At 60.5% G+C, this 21,707-nt stretch carries 21 protein-coding genes and 1 pseudogene; 5 read left to right on the top strand and 17 right to left on the bottom strand.

What is annotated here, in order from left to right:
* Positions 1-60 precede the first annotated feature (60 nt).
* The 3 genes from AWB81_RS29755 to AWB81_RS29745 all read right to left on the bottom strand — a co-directional run bounded on the left by AWB81_RS29755 (position 61) and on the right by AWB81_RS29745 (position 2,426).
* Complete coding sequence (locus tag AWB81_RS29755) at positions 61-318, bottom strand: COG4315 family predicted lipoprotein (protein ID WP_235025971.1); 258 nt, start codon at positions 316-318, stop codon at positions 61-63.
* Positions 319-534: 216 nt separating this feature from the next.
* Positions 535-1,530 carry a YncE family protein gene (locus AWB81_RS29750; RefSeq protein WP_062640318.1) on the bottom strand — a complete coding sequence of 332 codons (996 nt, stop codon included), beginning with the start codon at positions 1,528-1,530 and terminating at the stop codon, positions 535-537.
* A gap of 158 nt (positions 1,531-1,688) precedes the next feature.
* Positions 1,689-2,426, bottom strand: a complete 738-nt coding sequence (locus AWB81_RS29745) for a superoxide dismutase (protein WP_235025968.1) — start codon at positions 2,424-2,426, stop codon at positions 1,689-1,691.
* 170 nt (positions 2,427-2,596) lie between these two features.
* Here AWB81_RS29745 and AWB81_RS29740 point away from each other — a divergent pair, with 170 nt between their 5' ends.
* Entirely contained in the window at positions 2,597-3,577 is a 981-nt protein-coding gene (locus AWB81_RS29740) for a chromate resistance protein ChrB domain-containing protein (RefSeq protein WP_062640304.1), read from the top strand.
* Positions 3,578-3,764: 187 nt separating this feature from the next.
* The gene (gene chrA / locus AWB81_RS29735) at positions 3,765-5,138 is read left to right on the top strand and encodes a chromate efflux transporter (protein WP_062640314.1); all 1,374 of its coding nucleotides are present in this window, start codon (positions 3,765-3,767) and stop codon (positions 5,136-5,138) included.
* 449 nt (positions 5,139-5,587) lie between these two features.
* Here the strand turns inward: chrA and AWB81_RS44955 are convergent, their stop codons facing one another.
* Entirely contained in the window at positions 5,588-5,821 is a 234-nt protein-coding gene (locus AWB81_RS44955) for a hypothetical protein (RefSeq protein WP_143753527.1), read from the bottom strand.
* A gap of 53 nt (positions 5,822-5,874) precedes the next feature.
* Here AWB81_RS44955 and AWB81_RS29730 point away from each other — a divergent pair, with 53 nt between their 5' ends.
* Positions 5,875-6,804 carry a LysR substrate-binding domain-containing protein gene (locus AWB81_RS29730; RefSeq protein ID WP_062640302.1) on the top strand — a complete coding sequence of 310 codons (930 nt, stop codon included), beginning with the start codon at positions 5,875-5,877 and terminating at the stop codon, positions 6,802-6,804.
* Here AWB81_RS29730 and AWB81_RS29725 read toward each other — a convergent pair.
* From AWB81_RS29725 to AWB81_RS29670, 12 genes are all read right to left on the bottom strand, one after another.
* On the bottom strand, positions 6,795-7,718 hold the full coding sequence (locus AWB81_RS29725; RefSeq protein ID WP_062640300.1) for an SMP-30/gluconolactonase/LRE family protein: 924 nt from the start codon (positions 7,716-7,718) through the stop codon (positions 6,795-6,797). The two genes, AWB81_RS29730 and AWB81_RS29725, sit on opposite strands and share 10 nt — an antisense overlap.
* An 18-nt stretch (positions 7,719-7,736) precedes the next feature.
* Positions 7,737-8,744 (bottom strand): ABC transporter substrate-binding protein, encoded by a 1,008-nt coding sequence (locus AWB81_RS29720; protein ID WP_374730524.1) that lies wholly within the window; start codon positions 8,742-8,744, stop codon positions 7,737-7,739.
* Positions 8,745-8,812: 68 nt separating this feature from the next.
* Positions 8,813-9,655, bottom strand: a complete 843-nt coding sequence (locus tag AWB81_RS29715; protein WP_062640297.1) for a fumarylacetoacetate hydrolase family protein — start codon at positions 9,653-9,655, stop codon at positions 8,813-8,815.
* A 70-nt stretch (positions 9,656-9,725) separates the two neighbouring features.
* Complete coding sequence (locus AWB81_RS29710; RefSeq protein ID WP_062640295.1) at positions 9,726-10,424, bottom strand: SDR family NAD(P)-dependent oxidoreductase; 699 nt, start codon at positions 10,422-10,424, stop codon at positions 9,726-9,728.
* A 39-nt stretch (positions 10,425-10,463) separates the two neighbouring features.
* On the bottom strand, positions 10,464-11,270 hold the full coding sequence (locus AWB81_RS29705; protein ID WP_062640292.1) for an ABC transporter permease: 807 nt from the start codon (positions 11,268-11,270) through the stop codon (positions 10,464-10,466).
* Positions 11,251-12,105 carry an ABC transporter ATP-binding protein gene (locus AWB81_RS29700; RefSeq protein ID WP_062640289.1) on the bottom strand — a complete coding sequence of 285 codons (855 nt, stop codon included), beginning with the start codon at positions 12,103-12,105 and terminating at the stop codon, positions 11,251-11,253. The genes AWB81_RS29705 and AWB81_RS29700 overlap by 20 nt, the downstream gene beginning before the upstream one ends.
* A complete protein-coding gene (locus AWB81_RS29695; RefSeq protein ID WP_062640287.1) occupies positions 12,102-13,130 on the bottom strand; it encodes an ABC transporter substrate-binding protein in 1,029 nt (342 codons plus the stop codon). Before AWB81_RS29695 ends, AWB81_RS29700 begins: the two co-directional genes overlap by 4 nt.
* Before the next feature lie 116 nt (positions 13,131-13,246).
* On the bottom strand, positions 13,247-14,317 hold the full coding sequence (gene leuB, locus AWB81_RS29690; RefSeq protein ID WP_062640285.1) for a 3-isopropylmalate dehydrogenase: 1,071 nt from the start codon (positions 14,315-14,317) through the stop codon (positions 13,247-13,249).
* A 38-nt stretch (positions 14,318-14,355) separates the two neighbouring features.
* Positions 14,356-14,952 (bottom strand): 3-isopropylmalate dehydratase small subunit, encoded by a 597-nt coding sequence (gene leuD / locus AWB81_RS29685; protein WP_062640284.1) that lies wholly within the window; start codon positions 14,950-14,952, stop codon positions 14,356-14,358.
* A 2-nt stretch (positions 14,953-14,954) separates the two neighbouring features.
* The gene (gene leuC, locus AWB81_RS29680) at positions 14,955-16,385 is read right to left on the bottom strand and encodes a 3-isopropylmalate dehydratase large subunit (protein ID WP_062640282.1); all 1,431 of its coding nucleotides are present in this window, start codon (positions 16,383-16,385) and stop codon (positions 14,955-14,957) included.
* Between the two features lie 482 nt (positions 16,386-16,867).
* Complete coding sequence (locus AWB81_RS29675; RefSeq protein ID WP_062640280.1) at positions 16,868-17,653, bottom strand: methyltransferase domain-containing protein; 786 nt, start codon at positions 17,651-17,653, stop codon at positions 16,868-16,870.
* A gap of 29 nt (positions 17,654-17,682) precedes the next feature.
* Positions 17,683-18,702, bottom strand: a complete 1,020-nt coding sequence (locus AWB81_RS29670; RefSeq protein WP_062640278.1) for a hypothetical protein — start codon at positions 18,700-18,702, stop codon at positions 17,683-17,685.
* 308 nt (positions 18,703-19,010) lie between these two features.
* Here AWB81_RS29670 and AWB81_RS29665 point away from each other — a divergent pair, with 308 nt between their 5' ends.
* Both AWB81_RS29665 and AWB81_RS47140 read left to right on the top strand, forming a co-directional pair.
* Positions 19,011-20,081, top strand: a complete 1,071-nt coding sequence (locus tag AWB81_RS29665) for an AraC family transcriptional regulator (protein ID WP_062640276.1) — start codon at positions 19,011-19,013, stop codon at positions 20,079-20,081.
* Positions 20,081-20,212, top strand: a pseudogene (locus AWB81_RS47140) (IS6 family transposase); the annotation flags it as partial. The gene AWB81_RS29665 and the pseudogene AWB81_RS47140, both read left to right, overlap by 1 nt.
* Before the next feature lie 137 nt (positions 20,213-20,349).
* On the opposite strand, the gene AWB81_RS29655 reads toward AWB81_RS47140, so the two are convergent.
* The gene (locus AWB81_RS29655; RefSeq protein WP_062640274.1) at positions 20,350-20,658 is read right to left on the bottom strand and encodes a hypothetical protein; all 309 of its coding nucleotides are present in this window, start codon (positions 20,656-20,658) and stop codon (positions 20,350-20,352) included.
* Positions 20,659-21,707: the final 1,049 nt, after the last annotated feature.

Below are 21,707 nucleotides of genomic sequence, written 5' to 3'. Positions count from 1 at the left end.
GAATCCATCATCTCGGAAGCGCGACTCACGTTGGAATCGTCACGGTTCATATTCATGTCGCTATGGTCGCACCGGGTACCACACCTTGTTGAGCCCATCGGCGTGACGGTCGCCCGGCTTTTTATCCATTCGGCCGTGATACAACCTGTGGCCTCTATAAGCCCACTGTCGTTCGCCTGTTTGCGTGCTTACCAAAGTTAGGCTCCCGTCCGGCGTATCGTGCTTGTCTGCGATGGCTGGCGGAAAATTTAGCTCGCAGGTCCCTTCACACGCGGTCGCATCAGGAGTTCCTTTTCCCGCATATGCATACAACGTCATGCCATGCTCGTCGACAAGCACCCCTTCGCTGAGATGAGGCGGGGCCGCTAACACTCCGGTAGCGCCCAGTAGTGCGGCGATCGCAATAAGCGATTTCACGATAACCTCCATTCCACATAGCCAGGCCTAAAATGCACGCGGTATCGTCGTTCACTTCGGCGTACGAAGACATGACACTCTTCGTCACGCTTCACGATCCCGCAATGGTCGATTGGCCTATGGTTTAGCCTCAAAGATCCGGAGGGCCGTATGGCCGTTCAAATTCTTCAACGGGAAGTAGATCCGATGCGTCGCCGCGTCGACCGCCACAACGTGGGCATTGGGGCCGACGAATTCGTCGCCGAGCTTCGTAACGCTGCCTGTCGCGACACGGAACATTGATACGGGACCCGCTTCGCTCGCCACGTACAAATATTTGAAAACCGGGTCATAAGCGATGACATCCGGTCCGCTGCCAACTTGGAAGGATGCCAGCGGGCGCATAGTCCGTAGGTCGAAAGCGATAAGCGTGTCGTTGCCCTCGCATGCAATAAAGGCCAGTCGGTGCTCTGGGTCGATCAAAAGTCCGTGGTTCCCTTTGGCACCCGGCAGGTCGTACCGTGCGACGATTTTGTCCGCAGCTGGATCGATTTCGACGAGCTGATTGCGCGTTTGCACATTGACGAATATGTGACCCGTGATCGAGTCATATTGCGAGTTACCGGCCTCCCCGCCGAGGGCTATCGTGGCGATTCGCGTGTTCGAGCCTACGTCAATGACCGCTTCGTTGCCGGCCTCTTCATCCGAGATGTACAGCTTGTGACTGCCGGGAGCGTAAGCGAGCCCGTCAGGATAGCCGCCTGTCGGTACGCGGGCGATGACGTTCAAGCTCGCAGGATCGATCGCAACTACCTCGCCCCTGCCTGTGGCGGTAGCGTACACACGATTCAGTTCAGGCAGAGCAAGCACGCCATGGACTGAACTGACGCCTGCGACGCGCCCCACCACTCGCGAGGCCTGCACATCAAAAACAATGACTTGACTGTCGCCTAGATGGGCGACGAATAGCAGGTGCCGGCCGGGGTCCAGGCTTGCATAGTCGAGCCGGGTCGTTCGGCCCCCGAGTGGCACATCAGAAACTTTTTCTAGAGGTACGGCTGCCGCCGGCGAACTTTCAGCACGAGCGGCGCCGCTCGCTGACGCTGTTATTACTGAGAACGCGAGAAGGGTCATTACACCCGCGCGACGCACGGTCCCGCTGCGCGCAGGTTTGGCTCCCTTACTCACCCACACGTGGGCGCTCGCAAGTGCCACGAACAACCCTGCCCCGCTTTGCGCAGCGCGGGCCGCGCGCGACACCCCGTCAATTTCCTCCCGTTGTTGAATTCGCTTCATGCGGTTTGCCGCGCAGCCATAGCCGTGTTCAACCGCCGCGCCGCATTGTCCCAACTGAGAAGACTCGAGATGTTATGAAGGTATTCGGAACGCTTGTTTTGATACTTGAGGTAATACGCGTGCTCGAACACATCGAGCACGAGGATCGGGTGGAGGCCCCATGCAGTGAGTTTTTGATGGCCCTCGCATTGCAGGACCATCAGCTTCTCCGTGGCAGGAAGATAGCCCACGACACCCCAGCCTGAGGCCTCGACTGCGTTCGTCGCCGCCATCAATTGCGCCTGAAACTTTTCGTATGATCCGAAATCCTTGTTGATCGCTCTGGCGAGGTCACCAGTGGGCGGATCGCCCTTTCCCGAGATGCTGGTCCAGTAGATCGTGTGGAGGATGTGGCTGGAGAGGTGAAAGGCAAGCTCTTTCTCGTAGAACTTCACCAGCGAAAAATCATTCGCGTCGCGTGCCTTCGCCAGTGCCTCCTCCGCCTTGTTTGCTGCTGCCGCTGCCGGTTTGTGATGAAAGTTGTAGTGAATTTCGACGGTTCGAGCATCGATAGCTGGTTCGAGGGCGTCGTATGCAAAGGGTAACGGCGCTGCCGAGTATTTACCGTTGGCGTCGACTAGCCTATCGCTGTAGCTGGTTTCCTCCGCTGCCCGGACTACCCTGGCAGTGGAAGCCAGGACCAAGCCTGCCCCTGCAACAGCCGTCCTGGTCAAGAAATCTCTTCGTGCTGTCACTGTGCATCTCCCTTTTGTTTCCGGGGGAGCGTCAAATCCGCTAACCAAACGTCCATCGAACCCGGGCTTGCGACTGGAACCGGATGGTCTTGCAATGGATGTTAGGCACACAGGGTCAGCAAAGCAAAAATAATTTGTAACGTGCGTAACGATGGAGTAGTGTACGTAACATGACCGATATGACCCGATGGCTTCTCCTCGTGCTAACTCTCCCGACCGACAACGCGACTGCGCGCATGCGCTATTGGCGCGCTTTAAAAACAAAAGGCTGCGCGGTGTTACGAGACGGTGTGTATTTGCTTCCGGACGGAGATAGCGCAGGCGGCGAGATGACCGAAATGTGCGAAAGCATCGGCCGGGCGGGCGGGACAAGCTACTTATTCCGGTTAGCTAGTCGCGACAGAGCGCAGGATTTGGAATTCCGGATGTTGTTCGACCGCGCGGACGACTACGAAGCGTTGCGCCGGTCGCTGGACGACGCCCGCAAGTCGCTCACAGCCCTCTCGCCTGTCGAAATCACCAAACTTCTACGCAAAACGCGCAAGGAGTTTGAGGCGATTGCGGGCCTCGATTTCTTTCCGAACGAAGCATCCGTTCGTGCTCAGTCCGCGTGGCAAGACTTTATCGCGGCCGCCGATGCCGTATTGTCTCCCGGTGAACCGCGTGACACCGAAGGCACGATAAAACGGGTGAAGCGAGCGGACTACCAGGGCCGAGTCTGGGCGACCCGTAGTAGGCTCTGGGTCGACCGTGTCGCCAGCGCATGGCTAGTACGGCGATTCGTCGACAGCGAAGCGCAGTTCCTGTGGCTCGCATCCCCGGATGACTGTCCTTCAGACGCTGTGGGCTTCGATTTTGACGGCGCGACTTTCTCACACATCAACGACCGCGTCACGTTCGAGGTATTAGCTGGCAGCTTCGGCATCGAAAATGAGCCGGGGATGGCAGGACTCTCCAGCATGGTCCACTCGCTCGATGTTGGCGGCGGCGTCACGGTGCCTGAAGCAGCTGGGTTTGAAGCGGTAATGACAGGTGCGACACAGCGTGGCCTGAGCGACGACGAGTTACTAGCCGAAATGGGTCAGATGCTCGACTCACTCCTCGCTCATTTTGCTGCGATCGAGAAGGCACCTGCCAAGCGGCGACGATGAGCACACCCGTTGGCGTTCTGGTTCCAGGATTGCCCGTCGGCATGCCCAGTCATTTCCGTTGCAATTCGGCCCACAGATACCGCCCGTCACGCGCTCTGCAGTCGAACAAGGTGACATCGCCGGGACGCGGCACCTTGCCGACCCATCAATCGCTTCCGCTGTGGGGTATCAAGTGCAACAGACTCAAATGGCACAAGACAACGAAGTGAGTAACGATCTGAGCGACGAGCGCACCAATGCTGTCGAGCCGGTGAGCTTTGTTCAAGCGCTGTGGTATTGGCTCAAGCTCGGCTTGATAAGCTTTGGAGGGCCAGCCGGTCAGATTGCCATCATGCATCAGGACCTGGTCGAGCGGAAACGCTGGATTTCCGAAAAGCGATTCCTGCACGCATTGAACTATTGCATGGTACTTCCCGGACCCGAGGCCCAGCAGCTCGCCACTTACATCGGCTGGCTGATGCATCGAACCTGGGGTGGCGTAATTGCGGGGGGCTTCTTTGTTCTACCGTCGCTTTTCATCTTGATAGGCCTGTCTTGGGTTTACATGGCCTTCGGCACTGTTCCGGCGGTCGCTGGCGCGCTTTATGGCATCAAGCCTGCGGTCACGGCCATCGTCGTCTTCGCCGCGTACAGGATTGGCTCTCGCGCACTGAAGAACGCGTGGTTGTGGTCAATTGCAGCGGCTGCATTCCTCGCTATCTTCGTAGCCAACCTCCCGTTCCCTCTCATCGTCCTGATGGCGGGCATCATTGGTCACTTCGGGGGTAAGTACGCTCCATCCAGATTCGTGGTCGGCGGTGGGCACAAGTCGGTCGACAAGCCCTTTGGTCCCGCACTCATTGACGACGACACCCCTACCCCTCGACACGCGCTCTTCACATGGAAGCGATTCGCTGTCGTGCTTGCGGTCTTCATGCTGATATGGCTCGCAGCGGTTGCGACACTGTCGCTTATGTACGGCTGGACGGGAACATTTACGCAAATGGCCTGGTTCTTCACGAAAGCCGCCCTGCTCACTTTCGGGGGTGCGTATGCGGTGTTGCCGTACGTCTACCAGGGCGCCGTCGACAACTACCACTGGTTGACCGGATTGCAGATGATAGATGGCCTGGCTCTCGGAGAGACGACGCCTGGCCCGCTCATCATGGTGGTATCTTTCGTCGGGTTCGTTGGTGGCTGGACCAAGGCGGTGTTCGGACCGGATGCAATACTATCCTCTGCTATCGCCGCATCCATTGTCGTGACGTTCTTTACGTTCCTGCCATCTTTCCTGTTCATTCTGCTCGGTGGTCCTTTCATTGAAACGACCCACGGTAATCTGAAATTTACTGCGCCGTTGACGGCAATCACTTCCGCCGTGGTCGGCGTCATCGTGAACCTGGCCGTATTTTTCGCCGTTCATGTGTTATGGCCACGCGGTATGCAGGGCGCATTTGAATGGCCCGCGCTGGCTATAGGTGTGGCAGCCGGTATCGCACTCTTCCGTTTCAAGGTCGGTGTGATACCGGTCGTGCTGACATGCGGTGTTGTCGGACTCGCAATGAAACTGCTTGTTCCTTGATGGTGGTCATGCTCCGCATACTTGAAATCATAATCGTGGCTATGACGCCCGTGGCTGATTTGTAACCGCGCCAGGGACTCATGCTGCTCTTGACTCTTCTGCTGCGACTCGAGGAAACCGTCGCTTTGAACGAAGCTGAATACCTGACGATGGTCGCCGGAGCGTCGAGTTTCGATAGTCACCTGGCTCGGGCCAAAAGACTCCGAGTGGTGCCCTTCCAGAAATAGTCGCGAGGGTCAGACCCAAGTGGGCAAGACTTCAGTCACAGCGCTCACCACGGCCAGAACTCCGTCACCGTCATTGTCCGTGTCGCAGTCCCCGTCGGCCAGCCTTGCTTCGATGATCGACCGCATGCTTTGCTCCCATTATTGCGATACTGATCAGCGTACGCCACACGAAGCTGGTTCCGCGCCCAGATACTTGAGTGGCCCTTCTTGGGAGCCTCTCCTTCACGCCGCTTGCAGTTCGCGGTCACACTCGTGGATAGCCCGCAACATCTGCAATGACTCGAGGAAGTCATCGCCGCCTTCCATGGCTTCGCCGCAAGTCGTGGAAGGCTTTCGCGCCAGCAGCGCATCGGCTTCAGGCGAGGGTCGGCCGTCGCCCGAAGTTTGGGCGAAAGTAACAAGACATTTCCAGAGGGCTTTGCCCGAATCTTTGCGCTTGCAATTGACCCCATGCATACTTTCACTTCAGAAGAAGCATTGCGGCGAGAAGACCGCGCCCCGGAGACTCGATGCGATTCGATCTGCAATCGTTGAAATTGTTCATTGCTGTCTGCGAGCACGGCAGCATTGCACGCGCGGCGGAAGCCGAAAATATTGCGCCTTCCGCGCTCAGCAAGCGCATGTCCCATCTTGAGGATACCCTCAAGAACGCTCTGTTTGTGCGCAGCAACAAGGGACTCGAACTGACGACCGCGGCTGCCGCCCTCCTGCAGCACGCCCGCGTGCTCCTGCGCGACATTGCACAGATGGAGAGCGAGTTGCTGGACCATGCTGAAGGCGTGCGCGGACAGGTCCGGTTACATGCGAGCCTCTCGACTATTGTCCAGTACATCGCCAACGACATCCGCGTTTTTCTGGATTTGCACCCGGGGCTACGCATCGATCTCCAAGAGAGCCTTAGCCCTGCGGTGGTCCGCGCCGTTGCCGAGAACGCTGCGGACATCGGCGTGTTCGGCGGCACGACGGTAACCACCGGTCTGCAGGTATTTCCTTATCGCAGCGACCGGCTGGTGGTCATCATGCCGCCCGATCATCCGCTCAGCCATGCCGATCGGGTCACATTCCGTGAAGTCGCCAAGTATCCGCTGGTGGGACCGCAAGTGGGTAGCTACCTGAATTCGCTGGTGTTGCGCGCGGCAGCGGATCTGGACCACCCGCTTAAGCTGTCGATCCGGGTCAACGGTTTCGAGCCGGTGCGTAGCATGGTGGAAGCGCGACTTGGAATCGGTCTGGTGCCAGAGCATCATGCGGAACGCTATGTGAGCTCAGCGCCATTGATCGCCGTGCAATTGGATGAACCGTGGGCGGAGCGCCATTGGAAAATCTGCGTGCGCGAGGCCGAGTCGCTTCCTGCGCCAGTGCAGCTCTTTCTCAAGCACCTGCTCGCGAGTCAGGATGCAGCAGGCGCCCAGCCGTCACGACCCGACCATCACGAATAGGCCAGCTTCAATCCGGCCTGCGGCCAGGGCAGGCTGCCCAGGCGCCCCGTGCCGGACAGCGTAACGTAAGCCGTCTTCATGTCGGTGCCGCCGAAGCAGATGTTGGTCACCATGCCGTCAGGCACCATCACCTGCCGCAGCACCTCGCCGGACGGCGCAACGACCGTGATGCAGCCGGTGACGAGCGTGGCCACGCAGATATTCCCCTCCGCGTCCAAAGCCAGGCTGTCGAACCGCTGGTAACCCGGCAATCCGCACACCAGACGCCCGCCGTGCGGAGACGGATAAGGGTGCTTGCGAGCTCGGCCGGGCGCCTCCAGGTCGAACGCCCACAGGCGTGCCGTTTCGGTCTCCGCCACATAGACGACACTATCGTCGGGCGACAGGCCGACGCCGTTGGCCGTGGTGAGTGGGTAGGCAACTTCGACGATCATCGATCCGTCGGCTCGCCCATAGTAGAGACCGGCGTGATCACGGTCGCGCAGCCGATTCTTTCCAAAGTCGGTGAAGTAAAAGCCGCCGTCGTGGTCGAACACGATGTCGTTGGGACCGCACAGCGGATGGTCGCCACAGCGGTCATACAGTGTCGTCAGCGCCCCAGACTGTGGGTCGAAGCGCTCAATACGGCCGCTGGTATAACGCGGGTGCACGCCTGACTTCGTGCGATTCAGCCCGGCAACGGTACGAAAGAGGAAGCCTCCGTTGTTGCAGATGTAGAAGGCACCATCCGGTCCTAGCGCCAGACCGTTGGGCCCTCCATCTACCGCCGCGAGTACGCTCACCTTGCCGTCTGCAGCCACGCGACTGATGGTCTCCCGCTCGATTTCGACGAGCACGATCGAGCCATCGGGCATCGCCACCGGCCCTTCGGGAAATTTAAGGCCTTCTGCCAGGATTTGCATGCCGCTTTCCATCGCTGCTCTCCTCCCTGATCAGGGCTTATCGGCATTCTCGACAAAATGATTGTCATAAGTCGCCTTCAGATCGATCGAAGCTTTGCCGATTTCGGGGTCGAAGGCGGCCAGGACGTCGTGTACAGTGTGCGCCGCGGCGTCCGTCATCAAGCCGTCACGCGAAATGCAGTTCTGCATGTTGGCGTAGGCTCGGACGAAGACATCCTTGTCGGCCAAAGCGTATTGCGCCGGCACGGCTGCAGCGACCTGCTCGGGCGTCGCCTGCGCCATCCAGCGCTCGGCTTCCAGAATGGCGTTCGTCACCGCCTGCACAGTCTTGGGATACTTGGCGGCGAAATCCCGGGTGGTGTAGACGGAGGCTTCCGGATAATCGCCGCCCAGCGTAGCGCGGGTAGCGGCCGGATCCCGCATCACGGCCAGCGGGAACAGATCGCCGCTACCCTGCAGCACGGTCGCGACCGGGTCGTTGCTCATCAAGGCGTCGATCTGCCCGCTGCGTGCCGCGGCGATTGCGCCTGCAGACGAGCCCACCCCGATGATCGAAACATCGCCCGGCTTCACGCCAGCTTTGTTCAGCAGGTAGTTCGCGCCCATGTGGAAACTCGAACCGGGCGAACTCACGCCGATGCGCATGCCCTTCAGGTCAGCATAGGTCTTGACCTTGCCGTGGCTGGCGCGGGTCACCCCAAACACCCAGCCGGGACAGGAGGCCAGGGTCACGAACGACACCAGCTTCTGTCCTTTGGCCGCCATCGTGATGGTGTTCGAATAAGCGCCCGCCACAATATCGGCGCTGCCGCCCATCATCGCCTGCAACGCTTTTGCGCCGCCACTGAACACGCCGATCTCGACATCCAGCCCCGCCTTTTTGAAATATCCCCGGCTATCGGCGATGATGAACGGCAAATAGGGAAAGCCCACGCCCGCTGCGGCTAAATGAACTTCCGGTTTCTCCGGCACGGGCGCGGCGCTGGCAGCCGAGCGGCTTACCAGGGCCGCACAGATGGCGAGTACTGGCAAGACCAGGCGCCTGAGCGTTCTCACGATGGTTTGTCTCCTTTCCTTAGTTTGCGCAGAGGCGCGGCCCCGCGTATTCAGCCCTGCACGACGGTCTGGCGCTGCTGACCCAGCCCCTCGATGCCGAGCGTCACGACGTCGCCCGGCTTCAGGTAGACGGGTGGCTTCTGCCCCAACCCGACGCCCGGGGGCGTGCCGGTGGAAATGATGTCGCCTGGCTGCAGCGACATGAACTGCGACAGGTAAGCCACGAGGTAACGCACGCCGTACACCATCGTGGAGGTACTGCCATTCTGATACCGATGCCCGTTGACCTCCAGCCAAAGGGGCAGCGACTGAGGATGGGGCACCTCGTCGGGGGTCACCAGCCACGGGCCAGTGGGACCGAAGGTGTCGGCCGACTTCCCCTTGGTCCACTGCCCCTGACGCTCGGCCTGGAACGCGCGCTCAGACACGTCGTTAATGACGCAGTAGCCGGCGACATGATCCATGGCATCGCGCTCGCTTACGTACTTGGCGGCCTTGCCGATGACCACGCCCAGTTCGACTTCCCAATCGGTCTTGAGAGAATCGCGCGGAATCTCGATGGTATCGTTCGGCCCGACGATAGCACTAGTGGCCTTCATGAAGATGATTGGCTCAGGAGGCACCGTGGCGCCGGTTTCGGCGGCGTGGTCGGAGTAGTTCAGACCGATGCAGATGAACTTGCCCGTGCCGCCCACGCAGGCGCCCTGGCGCGGATTGCCTTCCACGAGCGGCAGCGACGCGGCATCGAGCGTCTTTAGCTGCGCAAGACTGTCGGGCAGCAGAACGTCGCCGGCGATGTCGGCTACGTGGCCCGACAGGTCCCGAAGGTTTCCATCGCTATCAAGGAGGCCCGGCTTTTCGTAGCCTGGCGGACCGTAGCGTAAAAGCTTCATATGTATGCTCGTCTCAATAGGTGGCGCGACCGCCGGACAGGTCGAATACCGCGCCTGTGGTAAACGAATTTTATTCGCTAGCGAGCCAGGTAATCATGGCTGCTGCTTCGTAGAGTTCGAGAAACCGCCCGCGCGGAATCTTACCGAGCATGTAGCGGATATGCTCGGGTGACTGCTCCATCGCGCCGGGTGTGCGCGCCACGGCGGGCGTAACGCAGTTGACCGCGATGTCGTGGCTCGCCAGCTCCTTGCCGAGCGACTTGGTCATGGCAATGACGGCAGCCTTGGCCGAGCTGTAGGCGGCCGCATTCGGGTTGCCTTCCTTGCCGGCGACCGAGGCAAGGTTGACGATGCGACCGTAGTTCTGGCCGATCATGACCGGCGCCACGGCACGACAACAATGGAAGGTGCCGTTGACGTCGATATCGATCACCTGCTTCCAGACATCGATCGGATATTCGATAAGCGCGGCATTGGGACCGACGATGGCCGCGTTATTGATCAAGATATCGATACGCCCGGCCACTTTTAGCGTACCCGCAACCGCGGCTTGCACGCTCGCGTAGTCGGCGATGTCGACACGCTCGAAGTGGACATCGTGCTCGCGCAGTTCCTCACGAGCCTGCTCCATGCCTGCGGAATTAATATCCCAGATCACCAGCCGCGCGCCGGAGGTCAGCAGCCGGCGGCCGACCTCCAGGCCGATGCCCTGTGCGCCGCCGGTCACGACGGCGACGCGGTCCTTCAGATTGATTGCATTGGTCTGCAAGATGGTTTCCTCAAAGTAAGCTCTTCGATCGCGCCGCGCTCAGGCGCTCGCAGCCACGGTCTGTCCAGCGACGGGGCGCCAGCGCAGCAGATGATCCTCGACCATCGACACCGCCGTATCAAGCAACAGGGCAAACACGGTCAGCACCAGGATGCCGGCGATCACCGAGTTGATATCGAACACGCCCTCGGCCAGCAGGATCAGGTAACCGACGCCTTTTTCCGAACCTAGGTATTCGCCAACCACGCTGCCCACGAAGGCGATGCCGATCGCGTTATGCAGGCTGGAAAAGACCCAGCTCGTCGCCGAAGGCAGGTAGACATGCCGCATCAATTGGCGCGAGTTGGCACCCAGCATGCGGGTGTTGGACAACACCGTCGGGCTGACCTCGCGAACACCCTGGAAAACGTTGAAAAACACCACGAAGAACACCAGCGTCACGCCCAGCGCCACCTTTGACCAGATGCCGAGGCCGAACCAGAGCGCGAATATCGGCGCAAAAATCAGGCGCGGCATCGAATTCATCGCCTTGATGAACGGATCGAACACCACCGCCAGGAACGGGCTGAGCGCGAGCCATAGGCCGCACGCCAAACCGAGGACTGTACCGATTACGAACGCCAGCATGGTTTCGAGCAAGGTCGTGTACAAATGACGGAACACCGAACCGGTCACAAACCACTCGACGATGCGTTGAGCCACACCGACGGGATCGCCGAAAAAGAACGGCGACAGCCATTTTTGATGCGTGCCAAGCCACCACAGGAAAAGGACACCGAACAGGATCACCAGGCGGGTAACCAACACGGTGAAACGATTGTTTGAGTCAAACTCGATTGCGCGCATAGCTTTTCAGAACCTCCCCTCGAAGCACATCCCAGATCTGGGTGTGCAGTTGCAGGAAACGCTGCGTCATGCGGATTTCCGACATTTCGCGCGGACGCTCGAGGTCGATCTTGAACTCGGCGATAGGCCGGGTCCCGGGCCCCGCTGACAACACGATGACGCGGTCCGATAACGAGATGGCCTCCTCCAGATCGTGAGTCACGAACATCACGGACTTGCGGTCGTGCGACCACAGTTGCAGCAACTCGTTCTCCATCAGATGCCGGGTCTGGATATCCAGCGCGCTGAACGGCTCGTCCATCAGAATGATGCGAGGGTTCAGGGCGAGAGCCTGCGCCAGGCCAGCACGCTTGCGCATCCCGCCGGACAACTGGTGCGGATACTTCTTGCCGTGCCCGTGGAGGCCCACTCGCTCCAGCCAGCCGCGCGCTATACGCAGAGCCTCTTCGTGCGGCGTGCCTCGAAAGATCAGGCCGATAGCGATGTTTTCTTCGGTCGTTTTCCAAGGCATGAGCGCGTCGACCTGGAACAGATAGGCAGCCTGCGTGTTCAGGCCTTGCGTCAGCTTTTTGCCAAATACGCTAATGCTGCCCGACGAGGGCCGTGTCAGCCCGGCGGCAACGTTAAGCAGGGTGGACTTGCCACAGCCCGTGGGGCCCACTATCGAAACGAACTCCCCGTCGCCAATTGTCAGATTTCCTTCTGAGACGGCCGTGTAGGTCTGTGCCTTCTTGCCATTGCCAGCGAAGGTGCATGTCACATTGTCAAAGCGCAGGGCTTCGCGCACTTCGGTCCGTCCGCTGTCGAGCGGGATGCTGTACGCTACCGTGCTCATGGCTGGACCTCCTCCGCCGCCTTCTTGACGAACCGGTTGTCATAGGTCGAGGCCAGGTCAATCTTGGCCGATGCTACTGCCGGATCGAAGGCTGCCAGCACCTCATGCACTGTCTGCGCGCCTTTGGGGGTGATCTGTCCGTTTTGCGCGATGCAACGGCGACTGTTGGTAAAGGCCTCGGCATAGAGCGCCTTGTTGTCCCCCAGGTACTCTGGCGGCACGTTGTCCGCGACTTCCTGCGGCGTGGCTTTGGCAATCCACTTCTCGGCTCGCACGATCGCATTGGCGACGGCCTGCACCGTCTTGGGATTCTTATCGATAAACTCTTGCGTCGCGAACAGGCTCGACTCGGGGTAATCCGAGCCGAACACCTTGACGTTTCCGTCAGCCGTGCGCATGTTCTCCAGGGGCTTGAGGCTGCCATCCTTCGTGAGGATCGTGGCGCTCGGATCATTGACGATCAGCGCATCGATCTGCCCTGCCCGCACCGCCGCCACCGCACCAGCCGCCTGCCCGACGCCGATGATGGACACGTCCGAAGACTGCAGCCCCGCTTTGTGCAGAATATAGTTGAGTGCCATATGCGTGCTGGACCCCGGCGCGCTTACCCCGATTCGCATGCCTTTCAAGTCCTTGGCCGATTTCACTTCGGCCTGGCGTTTCTGGGATACACCGAAGATCCATCCCGGGCAGATGACTTGCGCCGCCACCACGACCAGATGCTGACCCTTGGTGGCCATGGTGATGGTGTTCGAGTAGGCGCCCGCCACCATGTCAGAGCTGCCGCCCAGCAGGGCCTCCAGCGTCTTCGAACCACCGGAAAAAGCGGCGATGGTCACATCCAGCCCTTCGTCCTTGAAGTAGCCACGCTGCTTGGCGACGAGCATGGGCAGATAGGTGATGCCCACCGAAGCCGCCGCAACATGCAGCTCGGGCTTCTCCGGCACATCCTTGGCCACTGCCGTGGCGGAGCCGCAGGCAAGTTCGAGCGCTGCGCACAGCGCGATGGCGCGTTTCAGCTTCATGATTGTCTCCTCCCTTTATAGGGATTTTTCGGTGCAACAGAGTGTCGAGTGTGGACCGGCTCCCGAGCCTCCTGGATCTCGTGACACCGGGTCCGGTCCGCGCGACGCGATCCGCCCTAAGCTGCCTGCTTGCGCAGCGCCTCCACCACTGCATCGCCCATATCACGAGTGCCGATGCATCGTGTGCCATCCTGCTGAATGTCGGCGGTACGGTAGCCCGCCGCCAGCACCGCACGTACGGCCTGCTCGACGCGGCTTGCGTCGTCTTCCATCTCGAAGCTCTCGCGCAGCATCATCGCAAGCGACAGAATGGCGGCGAGCGGATTCGCCATGTCCTTTCCGGCGATGTCCGGGGCCGAACCGTGCACCGGCTCGTAAAGCCCCTTGCGGTCATGGCCCAGCGAGGCAGAAGGCAACATGCCAATCGAACCCGTCAACATTGCCGCGGCGTCCGAGAGAATGTCGCCGAACAGGTTACCCGTGACAATCACGTCGAACTGCTTGGGCCGTCGCATCAGCATCATCGCGGCAGCGTCGACAAAGAGATGGCTTAGCTCGACGTCCGGGTAATCCTGCCCGACGCGCGTAACAACCTCGCGCCACAACTGACTCGCTTCCAGCACGTTGGCCTTGTCCACCGAGCAGAGCTTGTGGTGACGGCGGCGTGCGGCCCGGAAGGCAGCGTGCGCGACCCGCTCGACCTCGGATTCGGCATAACGCATTGTGTTAAAACCCACGCGCTCCCCGGTCTGGCTGATCTCGAAGCCACGCGGCTGGCCAAAATAGGCGTCGCCGTTCAGCTCGCGCACGATCACGATGTCCAGCCCATTGACCACTTCCGGGCGCAGCGTCGAGGCGCCAATTAGCTCAGGAAACATGTAGGCCGGGCGGAAGTTGGCGTAGAGAGTCAGCGCTTGACGTAATTGCAGCAGCCCGGTTCCCGGACGATGTTCACGCGGAATCGCGGCTTCGTCAGCCACGCCTACCGCGCCAAACAGGATGGCGTCGGCCTTGCGCGCAAGTTCAAGCGTGGATTCGGGCAGCGGCACCCCGTGCGCCTGAATCCCGGCCTCGCCGATGGGAGCCTCCTGCGTCTCTGCTTGAGGCGCCACGACCCGCAGCACCTTGAGAGCCTGCGCGACTACTTCGGGGCCGATCCCATCACCGGGCATGACTGCAATCTTCATCTGTAATCTCCTTGGTCGTTAACAGAAAGAGCGCGCCGTCAATACGGTTCGGCACGGTTGCGCTCGAATGCATCGATGCGGTCTTGATGCGAAAGCGTGTAGTCGATCTCGTCCATGCCACGCAGCAGACACTCCTTGGCGAAGGGCTCCATTTCAAAGGGATGAGAGGAGCCGTCGGGCAAAGTTGCAGTCTGTGCACGCAGGTCGATGGCGATGCGGCTGCCCGGGCTTGCCGACAGGGTATCCAGCAACGGCAGAACCACGGCCTCGGGCAACACAATGGGCAGCAGTCCGTTCTTGAGGCAGTTGATGAAAAAGATGTCGCCGAAGCTTGGAGCGATCGCCGCCCGGATACCGTAGTCGTACAGCGCCCAGACCGCATGCTCCCGCGAAGAGCCGCAACCGAAGTTATGGTTGGCTACGACAATGCGCGACTCGCGAAAAGGCGCCTTGTTGAGCACGAAGTCCGGATGTTCCACGCCATCCGGGCCGAAACGCAGCGCACGAAACAGAAACTGACCGAAATCGTCGGACCTAGGTTTTTGCAGGTAGCGCGCCGGCAGGATCTGGTCTGTATCGCAGTTGATCGCAATGATCGGCGCCGCGACTGCGTCGAGGTATTCAAGCCGTTCCATGTTCAGGCTCCCAGGAGGCGGCGTACATCGGTGAGACGTCCAGTCACCGCGGCCGCGGCAGCCATTGCCGGGCTCATCAAGTGGGTGCGCACGCCAGGTCCCTGGCGGCCCACGAAATTTCGGTTCGATGTAGAGGCGCAGCGCTCGCCGGGTGCAGCGAGATCGCCGTTGGTTGCGAGACACATCGAACAGCCGGGAAAGCGCCACTGGAAGCCGGCTTCGATGAACACGCGGTCGAGCCCTTCGGCCTCGGCCTGCGCACGCACCTCATGCGAGCCCGGCACCACCCACGCTTCGACGCCGGGTGCAATGTGACGGCCGCGCGCTACCTCCGCCGCACTGCGCATATCCTCGATGCGCCCGTTGGTGCACGAGCCGATGAATACTCTGTTGATCGCGACGCCTTCGAGTGCCTCATCCGGCTCCAAACCCATGTAGTCGAGCGCCCGCGACATCGCGGCGCGGAGATCGGGATCGGACTGCTTCGTGGGATCTGGCACGCGGTGGTCAATGCCACAGGCATAACCGGGCGTGGTGCCCCATGTCACCATCGGAGCAATCTCGGCCACGTCGATATGCACCTCGCGATTGAAAGCCGCGCCGGGGTCCGTGAACAAGGTACGCCAGTGCGCCATCGCCCGGTTCCACCGGTCGCCCGCGGGCGCGTAGCGGCGCCCGGCAAGATACGTGAATGTGGTTTCGTCCGGAGCGATCATTCCGGCGCGAGCGCCGGCCTCGATGGTCATGTTGCACAAGGTCAGCCGGCCTTCCATCGACAACGCGGCGATCGCGGAGCCGGTGTATTCGATCACGTGGCCGGTTGCGCCGGCCACGCCGATCCGCGCAATGACCGCCAGAATCAAGTCCTTCGCGGTGACGCCGGGGCCCGGCGTGCCGTCGAGCGTAACGCGCATGTTTTTCGACTTGCGCTGCCAAAGGCATTGTGTGGCGAGCACGTGGGCTACCTCAGTTGCGCCAATACCGAACGCCAGTGCGCCCATCGCTCCGTGCGTCGAAGTGTGGCTATCGGCGCACACGACGGTCATGCCCGGCAGACTCAGCCCCTGTTCGGGTCCGACCACGTGGACGATGCCGCGCCGCGAGTCGTCCATGTCGAACAAAGTGATGCGCGACTCGGCCGCGTCACGTTGCAGTGCCTTGATCATGGCGCGCCGCTCGCGGTCGGTCACCGCCGCGATATCATTTGCCGTGCTTGAAACGTAGTGGTCCGGCGTGCCGAAGATGCGCTCGGGCGAGCGAGGCTTGAGCCCACGCTCGCGCAACAGGTCGAACGATTGTGCGGTGACATCGTGAATGTAATGACGATCGATGAATAGAAGATCCTGTCCATCGTCGCGGGACATCACCCGGTGACTGTCCCAGATCTTGTCGTAGAGAGTACGTGGACCAGCGGTAACCTGATCGAGTTGCATTGCTTCGTCTCGCTCCGTCAATTGACGGCCGCGGCAAGCGCGGCCACGCAGTTTCGCGGTGGGTTGCGGTGTGAAAGCATCATGCAGCAGGCGAGCCGGCTTGTACGTGGTCATTTGGCAAGGCACCATCGCGATTCGCGATGATGAGTTCGCGCCGATGACGCATCAGTCGAGTGCGTGAAACGGAACTCGGCTCGTGCACCGGCCTTCCAGTCAAGTCCGCGACTTCTGTTAAGGCCCAGGCGAGTAACTTGCCGACATTCGCGCTGATCTCATTCGGGCGCAAGCTAGTCTCTCCGGGCCGCCGAGGTGGCGTCGAGCAGCAATCACCCAGTCCCGTTACCACGCATGCGTTTTAATGAACGAGCGCTTGTCGCCAGAGTCGCGATCCGTCTGCAAGCGACTCGGCCGGCGCGTCGGCACCATGAAGAGATTGAATAAGGCTGCCGTAACGGCAGGAGAAAGAAAATATACGTCCCGTCCTACTTGAAGGCCAAAAAGTTGACTGCCTGGACGTGCAAGTCGCCCGCGACCTTTGCTTGCGCGGTGGTATCGCGAAAGCAGTCGAAGCGTTCCGTGATGCGCGAGCCCCGAAAACCAGACGCCTGCGCGATCTCAGCAAGTTCGGGCTCCGGCAGCGCGCCGGCGATGCATGCCGCCCACAGGTCCGGGCTGTTGCGCACTTCATGCTTCAGTTCTCGCTGAACCACGACGTCCGCCATATACAGCCGGCCGCCCGGACGGAGCACGCGATGAATCTCGGCGAACACCCGGGACTTATCGGGGGCGAGGTTGACGACGCCGTTTGAAATCACCAGGTCGACGCTCTCGTTATCGATTGGCAATTCCTCGAACAAACCGGCACGGATGGTGACGATCCCGCCTAGTCCGGCTTCCACCGCCGCGCTGCTTGCGACATCGCGCATCGCGGGCGTCATGTCGACGCCGAAGGCGTGCCCGGTGGCTCCGACACGACGGGCGGCCAGCAGCAGGTCCATGCCGGCGCCGCACGCGTGGTCCAGAACGGTCTCGCCTTTATTGATCGGACCGATGCGTAACGGATTGCCAACACCGGCGAAGCGAGCCGTGCATGCGTCCGGCAGCGACGCCAGATCGTCCGCGTCATAACGAAGGTAGTCGACCGCATAGCGCGGGCCCCGATGAAAGTGAAAGTCACCGGCGGGGTCGCGCGCGACGCGGTCGTAAGTCGCAAGGACCTGCGTGCGCAAGGCAGCGATGTCGAATCCGGCGGGAGATGTGATTGCCATGATGTTGAACTCCGAGTTTCGGTTGTCGGTCAGCCCAGAATCGGCGCAAGTGCGGCGCCAATCCGGAGGGCTTGCGTCGGCGAGATCATCGCGTTCAGCGTCTCGCTGAACCGCTGAATCTGCACGCCCGACACGATGTATTGGAAGCGGTAGGCGGCGAGAACGGTCGTCGCCACGGTTTCGATCTCGACCTCCGTCATGGGACGGTCGCAAAGGCCGATGAAGTAGCGAGCGTCTGCCGCCGACTGGCTTTGCAGGATTTCATCGACTGCGCCTACCAGCGCAATGAGATCATCCACGGCCTCATCGCGCGCTTGCGAAGTAAGTTTGGCGTTCTCACGTACCCATTCCAGTTCATCGAGAATCGCGTGCTGAGATTCTTCTTTCCAGTGAAACAGGAACACATCTTTGAAGAGCGGCGAGATCTCGTTGTCCGGTTCAATGCTGGCCCGATAGTGGACTTGTGTGAACAGTTCGATGAGGCAGGTGAGCGCAAGGACCGACCAGGTCGACTTACCCAGCACGACTGACGCGACGTCATCCGGCTGCGGCGCGAAGATGTATCCGTCTGGCATCCCGGCGCCGATCATGGTTTCAATCCGGCGAAACAACTCCTGATGCTTTAACTCTTCGTCGGTAAAGCGAACCAGCGCCTCAAGCGCGATCTGGTCACCAAGCCAGTGGTCCCGGCTCACTTCGAGCATCTTGGCGCCGATGAATCGCTCGACCAGGCCGAAGATATTGGCATATGAGCGACCTTGAATCTGGGACAGCACGCGGCGCTCGATGACGGTCAAGAACGGCAGCCGATCGACGAACGACAGGCCGTCAGGCAGAAACTTTTTCGTAAAGTCGAATTCGCGATGGCGAAGCACGTCGCGTTCGATGTCCCACCGAACGCGCTTGGATACTTCCACGCATTTGGCGTAGCGCGCGGATTCGACGCGGGGTCGCCCTGCAGGCTGTCGACTGTCGACGCCCGTATGAACACTCCCGGGTGAGGAAATATCGGTGCTGGCGGGCAAAGAGGCTGAGCTTGCTGCATACATGACTCCACTCCTTAATACTGGATTAGTTGTACTGCGGATTCACCGTCTGGCTGCGTCTGAATGCCGACGACATCCGGAGGATGTGTGTTTGCAGCCTCGCCAATTGTTTGGAGCGTACCCATACAACCCGTCTGGCATCTGCTGCGGCTCGCGAATCATGCCGCGCCCCTACTGACTCCACTGCTTTAAGCGGGTTCTTCTGTAGCGGCCTTCAGGCACGGTGCTAGTATCCAGACGGTGGGCGCGACATTGAATAGCCGGGCGTCCAGCTTTCTTGTGCGTGGCTCCAACACTGCGCGACCGCTGCCATGGATGCACTCTCCGACGTTTTGCGAATCATCCAGCTGATCGGGGCAGTTCACCTCGACGGCAGCTTCTCGGCGCCGTGGTGCGTTATCGGGCAGGCCGATTCGGCGCTTTGTTCTGCATACTTGCCACCTTCCGAGAACGTCGTCTCGTTTCATCTCCTGACCGAAGGAAGTTGCTTTGCCATGCTGCCGGGCGATCCGACGAGTCTGGTGCAGGCGGAGGCAGGAGACGTCATCGTTGTGCCGCAGGGCGAGACTCACGTACTGGGCAGCTCCCCCGGACTGGTTCCCGAAGTCCTGGGGCAGCTACTGGCAAATCAAGTTGAGACAAAACCGGGTGAAGTCATGACGCTCACTTACGGCGGCGGCGGCGAGGTAACTCGCATGGTGTGCGGCTTTCTGGCGCCGCAGGACCATTCGCGAAATCCGTTGCTTTGCGCGTTGCCGAGACTGTTCAAGGTGAGCATGCGTGGATCCGGATCGTCGTGGCTCGAATCGTCTCTACGCTTTGCAACTGCGGAGGCAGCCTCGGGGCAGGCGGGCAGCGCCACGGTGCTGACCAAACTTGCGGAGTTGGTCTTCGTCGAGGCGGTGCGTCGCTACGTCAGCACGATGGCCGATGATCGCAAAGGTTGGCTGGCGGGATTGCGCGACCGCTTTGTGGCGCGGGCACTTGCACTGATGCATTCGCGCACGGCATACGCCTGGACCGTCGATGCTCTAGCTCGTGAGGTGGGCATCTCGCGTTCCGGGCTGGCACAGCGTTTTACTGAGCTGGTCGGGCTACCTCCGATGCAATATCTCGCCTCGTGGCGGTTGCAGCTTGCCGCGCGGCAACTGCGCCTGACGAATTCCTCGCTGATGTCGATCGCCGAGGATGCCGGCTACGATTCGGAAGCTTCATTTAACCGCGCTTTCAAGCGCGAGTTCGGTCAGCCGCCGGCGACTTGGCGCAGGAACATGCTAGGTGCCGCGACTCGGGACGCGGGCGGCGAGAATGGCGCCGCCCAGGACGGTAGGGCCTCCGACAACACTGTTACGTTGCATGGATGGCCGAGTAAGATCGGGTGATGAAGAATACAAAGTCGCTCTACCACCTGCGTCGCTTTCGGGCGTCGGTCATCAATTGCGCGGTACGCTGGTATTTCAGGTTTCAGCTCAGCCTGCGTGATATCGAAGAGCTACTGTTCGAGCACGGGGTTAAATGAGGGGCGTTTCGCGCCGCCTGCGAGCGCTGACCGTTTTGCGCTACATCTTGCTCGTCGGATACCGGTCCGGCGAGTCGATCAAATTGTTCGGCACGCCGCGTTCTCGCATGAACGCGCGGGCTTCGATCCGGTCAACTGGCTGTGCCTTGCGTGCTTTCTTGTTGTGCGTCGCGCACCCACCGCTGCACGAAGCTGAGTTGCAAATCGCAGTAAGCATTGCACTGCTCGCTTGTGCGGAAGCGCCGCTCGATGACAGGCAGACTGTCCGAAGCGTAGAACTGCACTACGTACCAGACACCAAGCTCGCTTTCAGCGCACCTTTCCGCACCATCCTCACTCGGGAGGCGTGTCTCGACCCAGGTGATCAGGTAGGCGCCATCAAAGTCCGCGTTTATGAGCTTCCGCTCACCCCAGGTGGTGAAGTATTTGCGTTGTTTCATTTCGGTGCTCAAGTCGGGTTTGGGCCAGTGGTTGGGATTGGTGGTGGGGTCAGTGCGGCGGCCACAGTAGCAGCGCGTCCTCAAGAGCTACGGGCGCCGCTCCTGCTATTAGTTCAGCGCGCACAACGTGCCGCTGTGTGATGTGCTGGTCAATTGCGACCACGGACAGACGGGCACCGTCGCATGAGTGACGTGTGATCCCGTCGCCTCGATAACGCTTGCGCACAGCGCTCGTGTTTGCGCGTGCAGTGCTGGGCTTGGTGCTCAGACCGGGGAATTGCCAGTCGGACGGAGCCGGTTCATCAGCGTACGCGGGCGGGCAACACGGCAGGCATTCGTGGCAGGAGTCGCAGCAGACACTCGGGGCACGGCGTACGCGGCGTGCGCGGGTCATCGCATTTAGCCGTCGGGTGATTGCAGCCTCGCTCATTGTTGATGCTTCGTCACGTGTGCTCATGCGTTGCTCCCTCTTTCGCAGTATTTACGGTGTTGGTTGGTGTAGCGGCCGATAGAAGCAACGCGCACATACCCGCAATTACAGTTACAGCCGACACCAGTGCGCCAGCGCGGAAGATTTTTTGCGCTTGTATGTTGTATCTGATCGATCGTTCCAGTTCGCCATGTAGTTTGTCCATGACCGCAATGGTATGAGGGATACTCCACGCATGCCCCCCTCGCCGTGGCAGGGGTGCGTCAGCCTGTCGCAGGGACGGTCACAGCGCAGCAATACCTTTGCCAGAAAGCTCGTGAACTGATGGCGCTTATCTTCAAAGCGTATGCGGACGAGTCTCGCCCTCATGTGCGTCAATAGGACGACCTCGCTCCAGGCTCGGCAAGGAAGTCAGATCTTTCGCGAGTTGCCCGGAGTCATTCGCCGAGAACGCCAGTCTAAGTGGGGGTACTCCGGCGCCTCGGACAGCAAGCGCGGCAAGCGCGCACTAGACAACGAGCTTTGTGCGCCTTTGTACCGCGCTCAAGAGTGCCGAGTTCGGCACAGTCTTGGGGTTATGTGGCCAGTCGGAACATCTCGAAGGTGTCAGGGTCCTGCC

The sequence above is a fragment of the Caballeronia arationis genome, from assembly GCF_001544975.2.
GTDB lineage: Bacteria > Pseudomonadota > Gammaproteobacteria > Burkholderiales > Burkholderiaceae > Caballeronia > Caballeronia arationis.
The sequence above is the reverse complement of the archived record's forward strand: the minus strand, read 5'-3'. Positions and strand labels throughout refer to the sequence as shown.